The sequence below is a fragment of the Polycladomyces zharkentensis genome (assembly GCF_016938855.1).
GTDB classification, from domain to species: domain Bacteria; phylum Bacillota; class Bacilli; order Thermoactinomycetales; family JIR-001; genus Polycladomyces; species Polycladomyces zharkentensis.
The window spans coordinates 23,307-39,883 of sequence record NZ_JAFHAP010000003.1; the positions used below are offsets into that span (position 1 = coordinate 23,307).

Consider the following 16,577-nt stretch of genomic DNA (forward strand, 5'->3'; position numbering starts at 1 on the left):
ACGTTGTGAAGCCGGTGAGCGCTTTTACTCGATGTCCGTCCGTCATTGAACCAATGACAATATATGGCGGATCCATTCCGCTTTTCCCGACACATAAGCGGGTCGGTCCTCCCGAAATCGTTGGGCCAAACGCCGTTTCAGCTCCGCGTATTCGTTGGCCGCATCCGGGTTTAATCGAAGGAAATCGCGGAAAAATAGGTGGTGGCGAAATCCTTTGCTGTCCTGTTCCATGATATGAAGATGATGTGTTCGCGGCATTCCCTTACGGAAAAACAATCTCCCCTCCTCGCGGTCGTGAAACTGAAACACGTATCCGCAGGGATGGAGTCGTTCTTCATATGCAGAGGGCGGCAGGAGAGTGGGCACTCCGGCTAGAATATCAACGATAGGCTTGGCCGATAAACCGGGAACCGCCGTACTGCCAATATGATGAATGGACAACACCAATGATCCCAGTGCTTCTGTCAGGATTTTCTTTTCCCGTTTGTACACCTTGGGCCATGCCGGATCATAAGGTACAATCACGATAGGATCAGGATGAGGAGGCATGATTTCACCTCTTCACGATTGAAAGTCAATGATCTATAATAAATTCTCACAGAAGTTTCAAACTTTCACAAGGTCATGGTGGAAAATCGGCAGGGCCAAGGGTACAATAAGGGTACACGAACAAATGATCGCTTCCATTGACACCGGAAAGTTCAAGGGGGTGGGTAACCATGATGCTCAGCGAAGAGGAAAAAGAAACCGTCATTCAATTCGATGAATCAGGCACCACGGCGACGGTGTACACTGCCAGCTGGAATGTAGCGCGTTCATTCAAGCGCGCAGGATACCAACCCGTCAAAAAAACCAAAGGAGCATGGTGGTTTGAAATCCCGGTCGGCGCCTTCACCATCCAAGGCAGCAAACAGACCACCACCATCGGCTAAGAAAAACCCTGGGTCATCCCCAGGGTTTTTGAGTTTATTTCTCTTCCGCTGCCAGGGCTTTTGCCGCGATGTCCCGCCGAAAATGCGCACCATCAAAATCAATTTGGCTCACCGTTTCATAGGCGGCCGCTTGTGCCGACCCGACATCCGCACCCAATGCAGTCACAGCCAACACACGCCCTCCGGCGGTGACCAACTGATCGCCTTCCTTTTTGGTACCGGCATGAAACACGATGCGATCCGGACGGGATTCGGGAAGCGAACGAATGGGGACGCCTTTGCGATAATCACCCGGATATCCTTCGGACGCCATCACGATGCAGACTGCCGCTTCTTCCTTCCACCGAATCTCGATATCGGCCAGTTTTCCACGGACGGTCGCCAGCATGATTTCAGCCAGATCACTGTCCAATCGGGGCAAGACCGCCTGCGTTTCCGGATCACCAAATCGGGCATTGAACTCAATGACCTTCGGCCCCGCTTCCGTCACCATCAAACCGGCGTAAAGCACCCCGCGGAACGGTCGTCCTTCCCGTACCATCGCACGGGCGACAGGTTGCAGGATCTCGGCCACCGCCCGATCCACCACCGTGGATGGAATTTGCGGTACGGGGGAGTACGCGCCCATCCCGCCCGTATTGGGTCCTTGATCCCCGTCAAATACGGGCTTGTGATCTTGGGAGATGACCATCGGCCGCACGGTTTCCCCATCGACGAACGCCATCAGGGACATTTCCTGACCTGAAAGAAACTCTTCGATCACCACGCGATTGCCTGCTTCACCGAATACTTTTTCGTTCATCACCCGTTCGATGGCCTCTTCCGCCTCTTCCACTGTCCGTGCCACGGTGACACCTTTGCCTGCCGCGAGACCGTCGGCTTTCACCACAATCGGCGCTCCCTGTTCCCGTACATACTGTTTCGCTTCTTCTGCGGAAGTAAATGTGCGGTACTTCCCGGTGGGGATGCCATAACGCATCATCAAATCCTTGGCAAACGACTTGCTGCCTTCTATCTCCGCCGCTTTTCGGTTGGGGCCGAACACGGCCAGTCCTTCCGCTTCGAACACGTCCGTTACGCCCGCCAACAAAGCCGCTTCCGGTCCCACCACCGTCAGGTCGATCTCTTGCTCCTTGGCAAACGCCAGCAACCGTTCCACATCGGTCACACTGATTGGAACGCACTCGGCCAACCCGGCGATCCCGCCGTTGCCGGGTGCACAGTACACGTTCTTTACCAAGGGACTTTGCGCCAATTTCCACACCAATGCGTGTTCCCGTCCGCCACTGCCAATTACCAGTACGCGCAAAACCATTTCCTCCTTTTCCATCGATAAGCGAAAATGCTGACAAAGTGTGAACCCATTCACTATTCCGGTGTGTGTGTTCCCTCTCGCTTCTGCAACGCAAACGCTCAAAGGTCGCTCGTGGGAAAATGACTACCCTCTGTTAGAGGAACCGATTCGAATTTCCCGTTGAGTACGGAGCTTAAGACGGGAAACTGGAGCTCACGTGACTTTGTCAACAACCTGCCTTTCCCATCGATAAGCTTGTCCATCTACTGGCAGAGAGTTTTGCATCTCGGCTCCATTGCTGCATGTTGTTTCGGGCGCGCTATTTTTTCTCTTACCGAATGCATGATGATACCCAAATCCTGTCGGATCTGATGAGAGGGCTGAAGCCCTCCCTCGTCCGATGTCGCTATCAACCCAACCCTGAAAGGGCCGGGTTTCCCCGCTCGCTCCTGACAGAACGGGACTTACCCTATGTGGGCCAAATCCAGCTCAGACCAAACAACCAGACTGATACCAATAAAAACGCGAGCGCCCAATCGTGCCGGGACATCCGCCCGCTTTGTTCCACAGAAACAGACGGCATGCGAAGCGACAACACACCGCTGGCAATGACGGCGAGGACGAAAAAGAGTCCACCCATCACCCGCATGCCAAGCTGCCAACCGTGCGATTCATGGATCAGCGGCAGGATCAATCCGATCAGCAGCAACGAAAACAGGGTCAGAACGAATGACCAACGGAGACTGCGCACGGGAATCCCTCCTTTTTCGCTCGATTCCATCATACGCAGCTGCTTCTCCGTTGGTCGCTTTTTGCGTCTCCTTCAGAAAAACGCATGATCCAGGTCATGTCTGATCAGTACCGCGTGCGCCACTTTCCCGGTTCGCTCCACCTGCACCCCGCAAAGAAGAAATCGCTCCGAACCGGGCGCAGGACGCGGGCAAAGGACGCTTCGCTCAGATTCCGGTTCTCTGCTCCGTCGGGCTTGGGAGTTGCCGCGTCCCCGGGAAAACATGGCCCGAAATTACCGGACACGCTCTAGTGTTTGAAATGGCGCACGTCGGTAAACACCATCGCGATGCCGTGACGGTTGGCCGCCTGGATCGATTCTTCGTCGCGGATGGAACCTCCGGGTTGGATAATGGCCGTGATCCCGGCGCGGGCAGCTGCTTCCACTGTGTCGCTCATCGGGAAGAACGCATCGGAAGCGAGTACCGCTCCCTCGGCCAGTTCTCCCGCCTGGCGGATGGCGATTTCCGCTGCACCGACACGGTTCATCTGACCGGCCCCCACCCCGATCGTCCGGTTGTCGCGTGCCAACACGATCGCGTTGGACTTGACGTGTTTCACCACTTTCCAGGCAAACAACAATTGCTCCCACTCGTCTTCGGTCGGAACCCGTTCGGTGACCACCCGGCACTCTTCACGGGTGATCCGCTTTTGGTCCGTCTCCTGCACCAAAAACCCGTCGCCGGCAGTGATCTGTTTCCACGAAGGTTTCCCCGTTGCCGGAGCTTCCGGCATTTCCAGCAAGCGGAGGTTTTTCTTTTCGCGCAAAATCGCCAAAGCCGCTTCATCAAATCCGGGCGCCAGGACAATTTCCAGGAAAATTTCCCGCAACTTCCTTGCCGTCGCTTCGTCCACGGTGCGGTTGAATGCGATGATTCCGCCGAAGATGGAGACCGGATCGGCGTCATGCGCTTTTTGGAAAGCTTCCGCCACCGACGAGCCGATTCCGACACCACACGGGTTGGTGTGTTTCACAGCAACCGCTGCCGGTTGATCGAACTCGGACACAATCTCCCAGGCAGCTTGTGCGTCTTGGATATTGTTGTAGGACAACGCTTTGCCGTGCAGTTGTTTTGCGGAAGCGATCCCGGGCGTTGACGGTAGAGGCTGACGGTAAAATGCCGCCCGCTGATGCGGGTTTTCACCGTAACGCAGATCCTGTGCTTTTTCAAATGTCACCGTCCAGCGCTCCGGGAACGTTTCTCCCGTCTGTTCCGTGAGGTATCCCGCAATCAAGGCATCATACGCCGCCGTGTGACGGAACGCCTTTGCCGCCAAGCGCAGGCGGGTCTCAGGGTCCACTTCCCCGTTTTTCTCGATCTGATCCAGCACATCGTCGTAGTCGGCCGGATCGACCAACACAGTGACGAAACGGTGATTTTTGGCAGCCGCGCGCACCATGGACGGCCCGCCGATATCAATGTTTTCCACAGCCGTTTCAAAATCCGTATCGGGGCGCGAAATGGTTTGCTGGAACGGATACAAATTGACGACCACCAGGTCGATTGGCATCACCCGGTGTTCCTCCAGTTGTGTCAGATGCGTCTCATTGTCGCGAATCGCCAACAATCCGGCGTGGATGAGCGGATGCAGTGTTTTGACCCGTCCGTCCAGGATTTCCGGAAAACCGGTCACGTCGGATACGCCGGTAACCGGTACACCCGCTTCTTCCAAAGCGCGTTTGGTTCCCCCTGTGGAGACGATCTCCACACCTTGATCGGCAAGACGACGGGCCAACTCCACCACGCCGGTCTTGTCGGATACGCTGATCAACGCACGTCGGATGGACATGTTGTTTGCTCCTCCCTTTGCTTCATCAACGTGACAGTATCGATCTCACCCCGGATCAAACGAAGCACCACTTCCGGATACAACCGGTGTTCCACCGTTTGAATCTTGCTCGTCAACGTCGTCTCATCGTCCCCGTCTTCCACGGGCACCGGCTCCTGTGCGAGGATCGGCCCCGTATCCATCCCCTCGTCGACCAGATGAACGGTGACGCCGGTCCATTTGACGCCTTTTTCCAGCGCTTGGCGAACCGCGTGCTTGCCGGGAAACTCCGGCAATAACGAGGGATGGATGTTGACGATGCGACCGTAATAGGCTGTCAGCAGCGTCGGGCCGATCAAACGCATGTAACCGGCCAGCACGATCCAGTCCACCTGATACTCCCGCAGCAACTGAAGAACGTCGGCTTCATACGCCGCTTTATCGGGATACGATTTGGGAACGAACGATCGGGCCGGCACATCCAACCGCTCCGCCCGCTCCAACGCTTTGGCGCCGGGGCGGTCACATACGAGCAACACGATCTCGCCCGGCCACCCCTGTTCGCGGGACGCCTTTACCAACGCTTCAAAATTGGAGCCGCTCCCGGATGCGAATACGGCGATTCTCATGTCTCACCGCCTCCGATCCAGCGAATCCCGCCGGCACCTTCCGCGATCCGTCCGATCAAATGGGCTGTTTCTCCCATCTCCCGCAGAACGGACAACGCTTCCTCCGCCTGATCCGCCGGCAAGATCACCACCATGCCGATTCCCATGTTGAATGTTCGGTACGCATCCGTCTCGCTCAGCCGTCCCTCGCGCACGATCCATTCCAGCACGGGCGGCACTTCCCACGCGGAGCGGTCGATCTCGGCCCGATACCCTTTCGGCAGCACGCGCGGGACGTTTTCGATCAATCCGCCGCCGGTGATATGCGCTCCCGCCTTCACCTCAAACTGTTTCATCAGTTCCAGAAACGGTCGGACATAGATTTTGGTGGGGGTGAGCAGCACTTCTCCGACAGTGGCCCCGCCCCACGGAACCGTGTCGTGCAAACGATCCGGATTTCCCTCCAGCAACACTTTGCGCACCAACGAGAAGCCGTTGCTGTGAATCCCGCTGGAAGCCAGCCCGATCAGTACATCACCGGGAACGATGTTCTCTCCCGTCAACAAACGGTCCCGCTCCACGGCACCCACGCAAAAACCGGCCACATCGTATTCACCTGCGCCGTACATCCCCGGCATTTCCGCCGTTTCACCGCCGATCAGCGCGCATCCCGCCTCTTGGCAACCGTCGGCGATCCCTTTGACGATCGCTTCCGCCTGAGCGGGATTCAATTTGCCTGTTGCCAGATAATCGAGGAAAAAGAGCGGTTCCGCTCCCTGCACCACCACATCGTTGACGCACATGGCCACGCAATCGATCCCGATGGTGTCATGTTTCTCCATCGCAAACGCGATCTTCAATTTGGTCCCCACACCGTCAGTGGAAGAAACCAACACCGGGTTCCGATAGGAAGGAAGGGAGAACAGCCCGCCGAAACCGCCCAAGCCCCCGATCACTTCGGGTCTCATCGTCCGCTTCACATGGGATTTGATTCGTTCCACCGTTTCATTGCCCGCGTCGATGTCCACACCGGCCGCGCGGTATGCGTCGCTCATCGTTCTCCCTCCAATACCAGACTCTCCTCCACCAGCGTCGGGTAGTTCCCGTCAAAACAGGCCAGGCAGTGGCCCCGGTCGGGTTCCCCGCTCGGGCGGCCGATCGCTTCCAGCATGCCTTCCTTGCTCAGGAACACGAGACTGTCCGCCCCGATCAATTGGCGGATTTCCTCGACCGAGTGAGAGGCGGCGATCAACTGTTTCCGATCCGATGTGTCGATCCCGTAGTAGCAAGGGAATCGCACCGGCGGAGAGCTGATGCGCACATGCACTTCCGTTGCGCCTGCTTCACGCAGGAGATTGACGATCTGACGGCTGGTCGTCCCGCGAACGAGCGAATCATCCACCATGACGACCCGTTTGCCTTCCACCACTTTGCGAACGGCGCTCAACTTCATCTTGACGCCTTGTTCACGCAGTTCCTGACTCGGTTGGATGAAGGTGCGGCCCACATACCGGTTTTTGATCAAGCCCAGCTCATACGGGATTCCGGTCGCTTCCGCATACCCGATCGCCGCGGAAATGCTGGAGTCCGGCACACCGGTGACCACATCGGCTTCGACGGGCGCTTCCTTGGCCAGTTGCTGGCCGAGCCGTTTCCGCGCCGCATGCACGTTGATGCCGCCGATGTCGCTGTCCGGGCGGGCAAAATAGATGTATTCAAACGAGCATACCGCCCGCCGCGCCGGCGGGGCGAACCGGTCAACGCGCATCCCGCCGTCATCGATGATCAGCATCTCGCCCGGTTCGACCTCCCGCACGTATTCCGCACCGATCACGTCCAACGCGCACGTCTCGGAAGCGAACACGATCGCATCTCCCAATCGTCCCAAGGAAAGCGGACGCAACCCATGGGGATCAGATGCGGCAATCAACTGTTCATTGGTCAAAATCAACAGGGCAAACCCGCCCACCACCTGATTCAACGCTTCCTTGACCGCATCCACCAGATTGGTATGGCGGGAACGGGCGATCAGATGGGGAATCACTTCCGTGTCGGTCGTCGTCTGGAAGATGGAACCTTCCCGCTCCAATGCCCTGCGCAACCGTTGCGCGTTGACCAGGTTGCCGTTGGTGCACAACGCCAGTTCACCCGCGGCATAGTTGAACACCAGCGGTTGAGCGTTAATGATCCCGCTTTCGCCGGTGGTGGAATAACGAACGTGACCGATGGCCGTGTGTCCCGTCAATTTGGCCAGCACATCTCCTTGGAACACCTCGGTCACCAGTCCCATTCCCCGGTGATGGCGAAACTTGGTCCCGTCGGTCGTGACGATGCCGGCGCTTTCCTGCCCGCGATGCTGGAGCGCGTGCAAACCGTAATACGTCAATTGCGCGGCCGACGGATGACCGATGACGGCGAACACCCCGCACTCTTCTTTCAGTTCGTCGAAGATGCATTCATCGCGCATGGTATCGCTCCTTCCCACAGAGCGGTCAAATCGCCCACCGGCATATCGATCGCCTGCACGTCGTTGACCGTCACCCGCAGCTGTTGCCCACCGACCCGACCGATGCGCCGGAGGGGGACGCCGTATTCGTCGGCCAGCGATGCCAATGCGGAGGCATGGTCCTCAGACACACTGAGCAACACACGGGACTGACTTTCGCTGAAGAGGAACGTTGTTGCCGACAATGTTGTCTCGATCTCCACTTGCGCACCGCGATTGCCGCTGATACAGGATTCAGCCAGGGCCACGGCCAATCCGCCTTCGGACAGATCGTGTGCCGAGGCCACCCAACCTTTTCGGATCGCTGCCAAGGTGAAATCCTGCACCCGTTTTTCCTTTTCCAGATCGATGCGCGGCGGACGTCCGGCGATGCGCCCCGTCACCGCTATTTGCAATTCACTGCCGCCCAATTCGTCCAATGTCTCTCCCGCCAGGAAAATCACATGACCGTCCTCTTTGAACGCTTGCGTGGTGATGTGCTCCCGTTTCTCGATCAACCCGACCATGCCGACCACGGGAGTGGGCAACACCGCTTGACCGTTGCTCTCATTGTACAGGCTGACGTTGCCGCCGATCACCGGTGTATTCAGCGTACGGCACGCAGCGCTCATGCCGTCGATCGCCCGGGACATTTGCCAGTAGATTTCCGGTTTTTCCGGGTTGCCGAAGTTCAGGCAATCGGTAATCCCGATCGGCTCCGCACCGGAGCAAACCACGTTGCGTGCCGCTTCGGCCACGGCGATGGCACCGCCCTGTTCGGGATCGAGGTAGACATAACGACCGTTGGCATCCGTGCACATGGCCAAAGCTTTCTCCGTACCGTGCAATACGATCACCGCCGCATCCGAACCCGGACGTACCGCTGTGGAAGTGCGCACCATGTGATCGTATTGGCGGTAGATCCATTTCTTGCTCGCCACCGTCGGAGAGGCCAGCACCCGCTTCACGGCGTCTTGCGGATCAATGTCCTTCAGCTCGCCACTGGCGTCGAAATCGGCAAAGCTGCGATAATATTCCGGCTCCCGTGCTTCCCGTACGTAAACGGGTGCGTCATCCACCAACGTGTTCACCGGGATATCGGCCACCCATTCACCCCGGTGGCGCAGTCGCAGACGACCGTCATCCGTCACGCGTCCGATCACGGCGGAGTTGAGACCCCACTTGTCGAACACGCGCTTCACTTCTTCTTCGCGCCCTTTTTCCACGACCAACAACATGCGCTCCTGCGATTCGGACAGCATGATCTCATACGGTGTCATACCGGCCTCGCGCTGGGGAACCCGATCCAGGTCCAGTTCCATTCCACAGCCTCCTTTGGCCGCCATTTCGGAGCTGGAGCAGGTCAACCCGGCCGCCCCCATGTCCTGGATGCCGATCAGAATGCCCATTTCCACCAATTCCATGCAGGCTTCCAACAGGAGCTTCTCCATAAAGGGATCGCCCACTTGCACGGACGGACGTTTCTCCTCCGATTCTTCGCTCAGCTCTTCGGATGCGAAGGTTGCGCCGTGAATGCCATCGCGTCCCGTGCTGGCACCGACGTAAATCACCGGGTTGCCGACGCCTTTGGCCACCCCTTTTTGCAAATGATCATGAGGCAAAATGCCGACACACATCGCGTTGACCAACGGATTGCCTTCGTAACGCGCATCAAACGCCACTTCGCCGCCCACAGTCGGAATCCCGATCGAGTTGCCGTAATTGGCGATCCCCGCCACCACGCGTTCCAACAGATACCGCACACGGGGGGAGTTCAGCTCGCCGAAGCGAAGCGAATTGAGCAATGCCACCGGACGGGCGCCCATCGAAAACACATCGCGGATGATGCCGCCCACTCCGGTTGCCGCACCTTGGAACGGCTCAATGGCGGAAGGGTGGTTGTGGCTTTCAATCTTAAACACCACTGCTTGTCCGTCACCGATATCGATCACACCGGCCCCTTCACCAGGTCCCTGCAACACGCGCGGACCCTCGGTGGGAAAACGGCGCAGCAACGGTTTGGAATTTTTGTAACTGCAGTGTTCCGACCACATCACGCTGTAAATGCCCGTTTCCGTCCAGTTGGGCAGACGTCCCAAATGGCCGATCACCTGCTGATACTCCTCTTCAGTCAGGCCCATTTCCCGATACAGTTTCTGATCCCGAATCATCTCGGGCGTCGGTTCCGACATCTTTGTCGTCTGTTCAAGCCGCACCGTGATTCTCCTCCCAATATGCCAGCATCGAAGTGAAGAAACGCACACCGTCCGCCGATCCCAACCAGTCATGCACCGCCCGTTCCGGGTGGGGCATCATGCCGAGCACATTGCCTCGCCGGTTGACGATCCCGGCGATATCATCGACTGATCCGTTCGGATTTTCCCCGGCATAACGGAACACAATCTGGTTGTGTTGTTTCAATTCCGCCAATGTCGCCTCGTCGCAGTAATAGTTGCCTTCGCCGTGCGCGATCGGGATGCGGATGATTTCCCCTTCCCGGTAATCCCGCGTAAATGGCAATGCTGCGTTTTCCACCCGGAGCGGATGAATGTCACAACGGAATTGCAGATGGTCGTTGCGCCGCATCGCGCCCGGCAGTAATCCTGCTTCGAGCAAAATCTGAAACCCGTTGCAGATCCCTACGACCAATTTGCCCCGTTCGGCCGCTTCGATCACAGCGTCCATCACCGGGGAAAAGCGCGCCAGTGCGCCCGTACGCAGATAATCGCCGTAGGAAAAGCCGCCGGGAAGAATGATCGCGTCATATTTGCTCAAACTCCGTTCTTGGTGCCATACCGGTTCGACGGGAACCCCCAACACGTCTTTGACCGCTCTCAAACAGTCCACGTCGCAATTGGAACCGGGAAACACCGGAACCGCAAAGCGCATCAGGCTCCCTCCTCCAGCTCGAACGTATAATTTTCGATCACCGGATTGGCCAACAGCTTGTTGCACATGGCTTCCACGCGGGCTTCCGCTTCCGCCCGGTCGTCGGTGTTCAGCCACACTTCCATCCGCTTCCCGATGCGGACCTCTGTCACCTCTTCAAACCCCAGTGAGTGGAGTGAGCCTTTGACCGCACTTCCCTGCGGATCGAGCACACCCGGCTTCAACATAACTACAATCGTTGCTTTCATCATGATGTTGTCCCCTCCAACCGGTTCCAGATTTCCCGATATGCCTCCACCACATCGCCCAAATCGCGGCGGAAACGATCTTTGTCCAACACTTTGCCTGTCTCCACATCCCAGAAACGGCACGTATCCGGTGAGATTTCATCCGCCAAGATCAATCGTCCGTCCGGGTCGATCCCGAATTCCAGTTTGAAATCAACCAACGTCACTCCGAGTTCCCGCATCTTTTTGCCCAGCAAGTTGTTCACCTGCAGGGCGATGCGTTTCATCTCCTCCCGTTGCTTGACGGTGGCCAATCCCAACACATCGATGTGATCTTCCGTGATCAAGGGATCTTTCAACTCATCGTTTTTGTAGTAAAACTCGACGATCGGGCGCGGCAACATGCGGCCTTCCTCCAACCCAAGCCGTTTGGCCATGCTGCCGGCCGCGCGGTTGCGCACCACCACTTCCAACGGTACGATGGTGACTTTTCGGACCCATTGTTCGGTCGGGGAGACTTCCTGAAGGAAGTGATTGTCTATGCCATTTTCACGCAAATACCGGAAAAAGAACGCAGCGATGCGGTTGTTCAGTTCCCCTTTGCCGGCCAGTTGCGCTTTTTTCTCCCCGTTGAATGCGGTGGCGTCGTCTTTGTACTCCACCCACAACACGTTCGGATCATCCGTCTGATACAGTTTTTTGGCTTTTCCTTCGTAGAGCAGGTCTCCCCGATTCATGTCCGGTCTCTCCTTCTCAGCGTTTTCGCACCCTTTATATGGAGAGGCGAATCCATCTGACTGATCCATTCGGGTCAATCTAGGTGTGCTTGTTTCCCTCTCCCTTAAGACCGATCATTTGGCCAAGGTGTAGATGATTCATATCCCGTCCGTCACGATCTCCGCCTGTGCCCTCCGGGGCAGTAACAAGGTTCCTTCGAACCTTGGGCCTGCTGGCAAAGCGGGAGCCATCGTCATGATGGGTGAGCCGGTTTCCCTCTCGCTCCTCTTTCGGTAAATTCAACGGTCACGCGGGAAAACAGCCACCGCTTTTATGGAAAGCGACCCGAAATTCCCGTCCAGCTTCCAGCAACTCTGACTGTTGGCGGAGACGGGAGATCGGAGCCCGCGGACTTTGTCAATGATTGAATCCCGGTTGGATTCCTCGCGCTTTTCACGGACCCGGGTAAGGTGTCTCACACGGGAAAAGCTTGCCGCTTGTGCAAATGATCATTGACACCTTACTCAATCAAACCCAACCGGCGGAAAATGGTATCCACATGCTTCAAGTGATGACGGTAATCAAAACAATCCGCGATTTCTTCCGGCGACAACGTGCGCGTGATCAATTCGTCGCCTTCCACCAGCCCGCGGAAAGGACGTTGTTCCTCCCATGCCTGCATGGCCAGCTTTTGCACGCGATCATACGCTTCTTCCCGCTTCATGCCCTTGTCGATCAGTGAGAGCAGGACGCGTTGCGAATAAATCAATCCGTAGGTGGCTTCCATATTCCGTTTCATATTGTCCGGCAGAACCGTCAGTTCTTCCACGATTCCCGCAAACCGACGCAACATGTAGTTGAGCAGCGTGGTCGCATCCGGCAGAATGATGCGCTCTACGGACGAGTGGGAAATGTCCCGTTCATGCCAAAGCGGTACGTTTTCGTAGGCCGACAGCATATGGCCGCGGATGACGCGGGACAAGCCGGTGATATTTTCCGATCCGACCGGGTTACGCTTGTGCGGCATCGCCGAGGAGCCTTTTTGTCCTTTTTTGAATGCTTCCTCCACTTCGCGGATCTCGCTTTTCTGCAGACCCCGGATTTCCACCGCAAATTTCTCCAGCGACGTGGCGATCAAGGCCAGTGTCGCCATATATTCCGCATGACGGTCCCGCTGCAGGGTCTGCGTGGAGATCGGGGCCGGTTTCAACCCCAATTTGTCACAGACATACTGTTCCACAAACGGGTCGATATTGGCGTAGGTGCCGACGGCGCCGGAGATCTTGCCGACCCGCACCTCTTCCATCGCCCAAACGAAACGGTCGCGGTTGCGCTTCATTTCGGCATACCACAGCGCCATTTTCAGTCCGAATGTGGTGGGTTCCGCGTGTACCCCGTGCGTCCGTCCCATCATCACCGTTTCTTTGTGTTCCAGTGCTTTTCTTTTCAGGACATCGAGAAAATGGTCGATATCCTTCAGCAGGATGCGGTTGGCTTGTAACAGCAAATAGGACAGAGCCGTGTCCACCACATCGGTGGAGGTTAATCCATAGTGAACCCATTTGGATTCGGGTCCCAATGTTTCTGCGACCGCACGGGTGAACGCCACCACATCGTGACGGGTATCCTTTTCGATCTCCAAAATGCGACCGATGTCGATCCGTGCGTTTTGCCGGATTTTCTCCACATCCTCTTTGGGGATGACGCCCAGCTCCGCCCAGGCCTCACACGCCAAAATCTCCACTTCCAGCCATGCGCGGTATCGGTTTTCGTCGTTCCAGATTTCCTTCATTTCCGGTCGTGTGTATCGTTCAATCACAGCATTCCCTCTCTTTCGACAACGACTTGATGATTCGTTTTTGATCCGGTTGTGAAGCCATTCTCTCTCACTCATGCAACACTGAAGCCTATGTTTCGGTCGAGTGCGGAAGCTTTGATACGGAAACGGGGTTCGGGGTCTTCCCCCAAGGAAAGATCCATGTCCCTTTGGCTCGACCAGCCAAAGCCAGCGTCACCAAGACGGTGTCTGACACTGTGTACATCACTTTCCCGGATCGCTCCACCGTGCATCAACAAACTGGATAATCCCCCGTCGTACTGGAACGTCTCGGCCTTGCCTTCGCTTTCACGCCGCGGTTGAAGAACGCCAGCTCCCGAAAACGCTCTTGCAGAACACACCGAAATCGAACCGAGGCACCGAACGCAGGCAAAGCACGTTTCGCTGAGAGGAAATTCCCCGCGATGGGGTTCCAGCATGGCGGTCCTTTGCTTGGCAGGGAATCAAACGTCGCTCACCCGGGAAAACGTTGCCGCCGGATCAAATGACCAGACACGCCTGATCCCCTTCTCTTTCTGCACAATCACCACAATCCAACTCTTATCGGACTGGTGGGTTGCCCCATTCGGGAATCCTCGGATCAACGCTCGCTTACAGCTCCCCGAGGCATATCGGTGTTCGCCCCGCCCTTCATCGGCTCCTGGCGCCAAGGCATCCACCGTGCGCCCTTACTAGCTTCTCCTCAGGACTCGCTACCTGTGAATGCTTGACTCTCCCGTATCCAAACATCCCGTTTTCCTTCATCGTAATAGCACCGGTTAGGCCTGCTAAGCGCGCGGAGCCGGATGCCGGTCGGTAAGGGTCACATGTTCTCGAACCCGTCCATGTCTTCCCAAATACCGAGCTGCTGAACCGTTCCCCACGCTTCCGCCAACGACTCGCCCAAAACGGTGACGTGACCCATCTTGCGTCCGGGTTTCGCCTCTTTTTTCCCGTACAGATGCACTTTCACATTGTCGGGTAAGGTCGGTATCCGCTGTATCAAGGACTCCACATGCTCACCCAATATGTTGACCATCACGGCCGGGGTTAACAAACGCGTCGATCCCAACGGCAGTCCGCAAATCGCCCGCAGAAACTGTTCAAACTGTGAGGTCGCGCAGGCATCGTACGTAAAATGTCCGGAGTTGTGCGGACGCGGAGCCAACTCATTCACCAGCAATTGTCCGTCCTCCAAGAGAAACATTTCCACTGCGCAAAGTCCCGTTATCTCCAGTTTCTCCGCCACATCGCGGGCCAACCGTTCGGCACGGGCGGCGATACGTTCGTAGACCGGCGCCGGTGCCAGCGTCACATGCAAAATATGATGGCGGTGAATGTTTTCCACCACGGGGAATGTAGCGATCTGTCCATGGATATTGCGTGCCACCACCACCGACAATTCTTTGATAAACGGGACAAACTGTTCCAGAATGCAGGGTTCCCCCGGACGGGACAGCGCCTGCCAAGCGGGTTCCACGTCTTCCTCCCCGCGCAAAATCCGCTGGCCTTTCCCGTCGTATCCGCCCGTGACCGTTTTCAGCACACACGGATAGCCCAACTCTGCGGCGGCGCCACGCAATTGCCCCGCGTCGTGGACCACCCGGAACGCGGCGACGGGAATGCCGCAAGCATACAGCGTCTCTTTTTCCCGAACCCGATGCCGGGTGATTTCCAGCAGACGGCTGCCTTGCGGGACATAAGCTTTTTGCTCCAGCCGTTTGACCACTTCAGGGTTGATGTTTTCAAATTCATATGCAACCACGTCCGACCATTCGCCCAACTGCTCTGCGGCAAGAACATCATGGTATTCGGCGGCAATGTGGTGATCCGACACTTGGCTGCCGGGACAATCCGTCGAGGGATCCAGCGTGACAAAACGATATCCCAGCTTCCTTCCTTCGAGGATCACCATGCGCCCCAACTGACCGCCGCCCAAAATTCCCACAGTGCTTCCCGGCAACAATACGGTTGGCGGTTTGACTTGCATTTCGATCATGTCAGCTCACCTGATTCGATCACTTGTTGACGAATTCTGGCCCGCCGTTGTTTCAGTCGTTCACGAATGTCAGGGTCCCCGATTCCCAGCATTTCCGCCGCCAGCAAACCGGCGTTCACCGCGCCGCTCTCCCCGATCGCCACGGTTGCCACCGGTACGCCGCCCGGCATCTGGACGATCGACAACAGGGAATCCAAACCGTTCAGTGACGAAGATTTGACCGGGACACCAATGACAGGCACCACCGTTTTCGACGCGACCATTCCCGGCAAATGGGCCGCACCACCCGCCCCGGCGATGATCACCTTGATTCCGCGTTCTTCGGCCTCTTCCGCATAGGCGAACATCTCATCCGGCGTCCGATGCGCGGAAACGACACGTGCCTCATAAGGAATGTCCAATTCATCCAACACTTCGCAAGCCCGCTTCATTGTGGGCCAATCTGACGTACTTCCCATGATTACGCCGACACGTGGTTGATTCATGGCACAACTCCTCTACATCGAAAATCTATCCAAGAAAAAATCCGAACGCAGATATTTCACCAGGAAAAATCTGCCGTTCGGAGGGCACACCGAAGGAAGATTTTTCCCATAGTCCGGAAATTTACGGTTTCCGGGTAGAGACACTCGAGCCATATCCTCGAGCATATATGAGAAAAATCACATGCAATATCAGTTTAACATCCTGTACAAACCAGAGTCAATGGAAATACGAACATTTAATTGGGGGTTCATATTTTCTGTTCGTGTTTTTTGGAATATCCCTCAGCAGATACAACCGTACCGTCAGGAAAAAACGGCTTCCTGGAAGGAAGGTCATACTATCATACATTTCGCTTCCACGTGCAAGGCAGGCGCTCGCTCCAGCTGCGCTTCAGACCCCATGTTCTTTGGAACAGCCAACCTCTCGCTCAACAGTTGATCATACAATCGGTTCATTCGAATTTGACGTTTATCATAAACGATCCTGGCCATCTGAAGCAAGTTTTTTTATTCCCCCATGCAAATAAAAAACAGCTCACCATAGCGGTGAGCTGTTTTCATCCGAC

15 protein-coding genes, 1 riboswitch and 1 other annotated feature are annotated in these 16,577 nt (G+C 56.5%); of the genes, 1 reads left to right on the forward strand and 14 read right to left on the reverse strand.

Features of this window, described 5'->3' with window-relative positions:
• Window positions 1–42: 42 nt before the first annotated feature.
• On the reverse strand, window positions 43–549 hold the full coding sequence (locus tag JQC72_RS01710; protein ID WP_205492399.1) for a GrpB family protein: 507 nt from the start codon (window positions 547–549) through the stop codon (window positions 43–45).
• A gap of 170 nt (window positions 550–719) precedes the next feature.
• On the opposite strand from JQC72_RS01710, the gene JQC72_RS01715 reads away from it, so the two are divergent.
• Window positions 720–932 carry a hypothetical protein gene (locus tag JQC72_RS01715; RefSeq protein ID WP_205492400.1) on the forward strand — a complete coding sequence of 71 codons (213 nt, stop codon included), beginning with the start codon at window positions 720–722 and terminating at the stop codon, window positions 930–932.
• Window positions 933–966: 34 nt separating this feature from the next.
• Here the strand turns inward: JQC72_RS01715 and purD are convergent, their stop codons facing one another.
• The 13 genes from purD to purE all read right to left on the reverse strand — a co-directional run bounded on the left by purD (window position 967) and on the right by purE (window position 16,011).
• On the reverse strand, window positions 967–2,241 hold the full coding sequence (purD, locus tag JQC72_RS01720; RefSeq protein WP_205492401.1) for a phosphoribosylamine--glycine ligase: 1,275 nt from the start codon (window positions 2,239–2,241) through the stop codon (window positions 967–969).
• Window positions 2,242–2,695: 454 nt separating this feature from the next.
• On the reverse strand, window positions 2,696–2,977 hold the full coding sequence (locus JQC72_RS01725) for a hypothetical protein (RefSeq protein ID WP_205492402.1): 282 nt from the start codon (window positions 2,975–2,977) through the stop codon (window positions 2,696–2,698).
• A 287-nt stretch (window positions 2,978–3,264) separates the two neighbouring features.
• The gene (gene purH, locus JQC72_RS01730; protein WP_205492403.1) at window positions 3,265–4,806 is read right to left on the reverse strand and encodes a bifunctional phosphoribosylaminoimidazolecarboxamide formyltransferase/IMP cyclohydrolase; all 1,542 of its coding nucleotides are present in this window, start codon (window positions 4,804–4,806) and stop codon (window positions 3,265–3,267) included.
• The gene (purN, locus tag JQC72_RS01735; RefSeq protein ID WP_205492404.1) at window positions 4,785–5,414 is read right to left on the reverse strand and encodes a phosphoribosylglycinamide formyltransferase; all 630 of its coding nucleotides are present in this window, start codon (window positions 5,412–5,414) and stop codon (window positions 4,785–4,787) included. Before purN ends, purH begins: the two co-directional genes overlap by 22 nt.
• Complete coding sequence (purM, locus tag JQC72_RS01740; protein ID WP_205492405.1) at window positions 5,411–6,448, reverse strand: phosphoribosylformylglycinamidine cyclo-ligase; 1,038 nt, start codon at window positions 6,446–6,448, stop codon at window positions 5,411–5,413. The genes purN and purM overlap by 4 nt, the downstream gene beginning before the upstream one ends.
• Window positions 6,445–7,860 carry an amidophosphoribosyltransferase gene (gene purF, locus JQC72_RS01745; protein WP_205492406.1) on the reverse strand — a complete coding sequence of 472 codons (1,416 nt, stop codon included), beginning with the start codon at window positions 7,858–7,860 and terminating at the stop codon, window positions 6,445–6,447. Before purF ends, purM begins: the two co-directional genes overlap by 4 nt.
• The gene (gene purL / locus JQC72_RS01750; RefSeq protein ID WP_205492413.1) at window positions 7,830–10,070 is read right to left on the reverse strand and encodes a phosphoribosylformylglycinamidine synthase subunit PurL; all 2,241 of its coding nucleotides are present in this window, start codon (window positions 10,068–10,070) and stop codon (window positions 7,830–7,832) included. The genes purF and purL overlap by 31 nt, the downstream gene beginning before the upstream one ends.
• A gap of 13 nt (window positions 10,071–10,083) precedes the next feature.
• Window positions 10,084–10,767, reverse strand: a complete 684-nt coding sequence (gene purQ, locus JQC72_RS01755) for a phosphoribosylformylglycinamidine synthase subunit PurQ (protein ID WP_205492407.1) — start codon at window positions 10,765–10,767, stop codon at window positions 10,084–10,086.
• Window positions 10,767–11,018, reverse strand: a complete 252-nt coding sequence (gene purS / locus JQC72_RS01760) for a phosphoribosylformylglycinamidine synthase subunit PurS (protein ID WP_205492408.1) — start codon at window positions 11,016–11,018, stop codon at window positions 10,767–10,769. The genes purQ and purS overlap by 1 nt, the downstream gene beginning before the upstream one ends.
• A complete protein-coding gene (gene purC / locus JQC72_RS01765; RefSeq protein ID WP_205492409.1) occupies window positions 11,015–11,731 on the reverse strand; it encodes a phosphoribosylaminoimidazolesuccinocarboxamide synthase in 717 nt (238 codons plus the stop codon). The genes purS and purC overlap by 4 nt, the downstream gene beginning before the upstream one ends.
• Window positions 11,732–12,231: 500 nt before the next feature.
• Window positions 12,232–13,530 carry an adenylosuccinate lyase gene (purB, locus tag JQC72_RS01770; protein ID WP_205492410.1) on the reverse strand — a complete coding sequence of 433 codons (1,299 nt, stop codon included), beginning with the start codon at window positions 13,528–13,530 and terminating at the stop codon, window positions 12,232–12,234.
• 544 nt (window positions 13,531–14,074) lie between these two features.
• Window positions 14,075–14,185 (reverse strand) — a sequence feature (23S ribosomal RNA rRNA prediction is too short).
• Window positions 14,186–14,350: 165 nt separating this feature from the next.
• A complete protein-coding gene (gene purK, locus JQC72_RS01775; RefSeq protein ID WP_205492414.1) occupies window positions 14,351–15,517 on the reverse strand; it encodes a 5-(carboxyamino)imidazole ribonucleotide synthase in 1,167 nt (388 codons plus the stop codon).
• A gap of 5 nt (window positions 15,518–15,522) precedes the next feature.
• Complete coding sequence (purE, locus tag JQC72_RS01780; RefSeq protein WP_205492411.1) at window positions 15,523–16,011, reverse strand: 5-(carboxyamino)imidazole ribonucleotide mutase; 489 nt, start codon at window positions 16,009–16,011, stop codon at window positions 15,523–15,525.
• Between the two features lie 89 nt (window positions 16,012–16,100).
• A riboswitch (purine riboswitch) is annotated at window positions 16,101–16,202 on the reverse strand.
• Window positions 16,203–16,577: the final 375 nt, after the last annotated feature.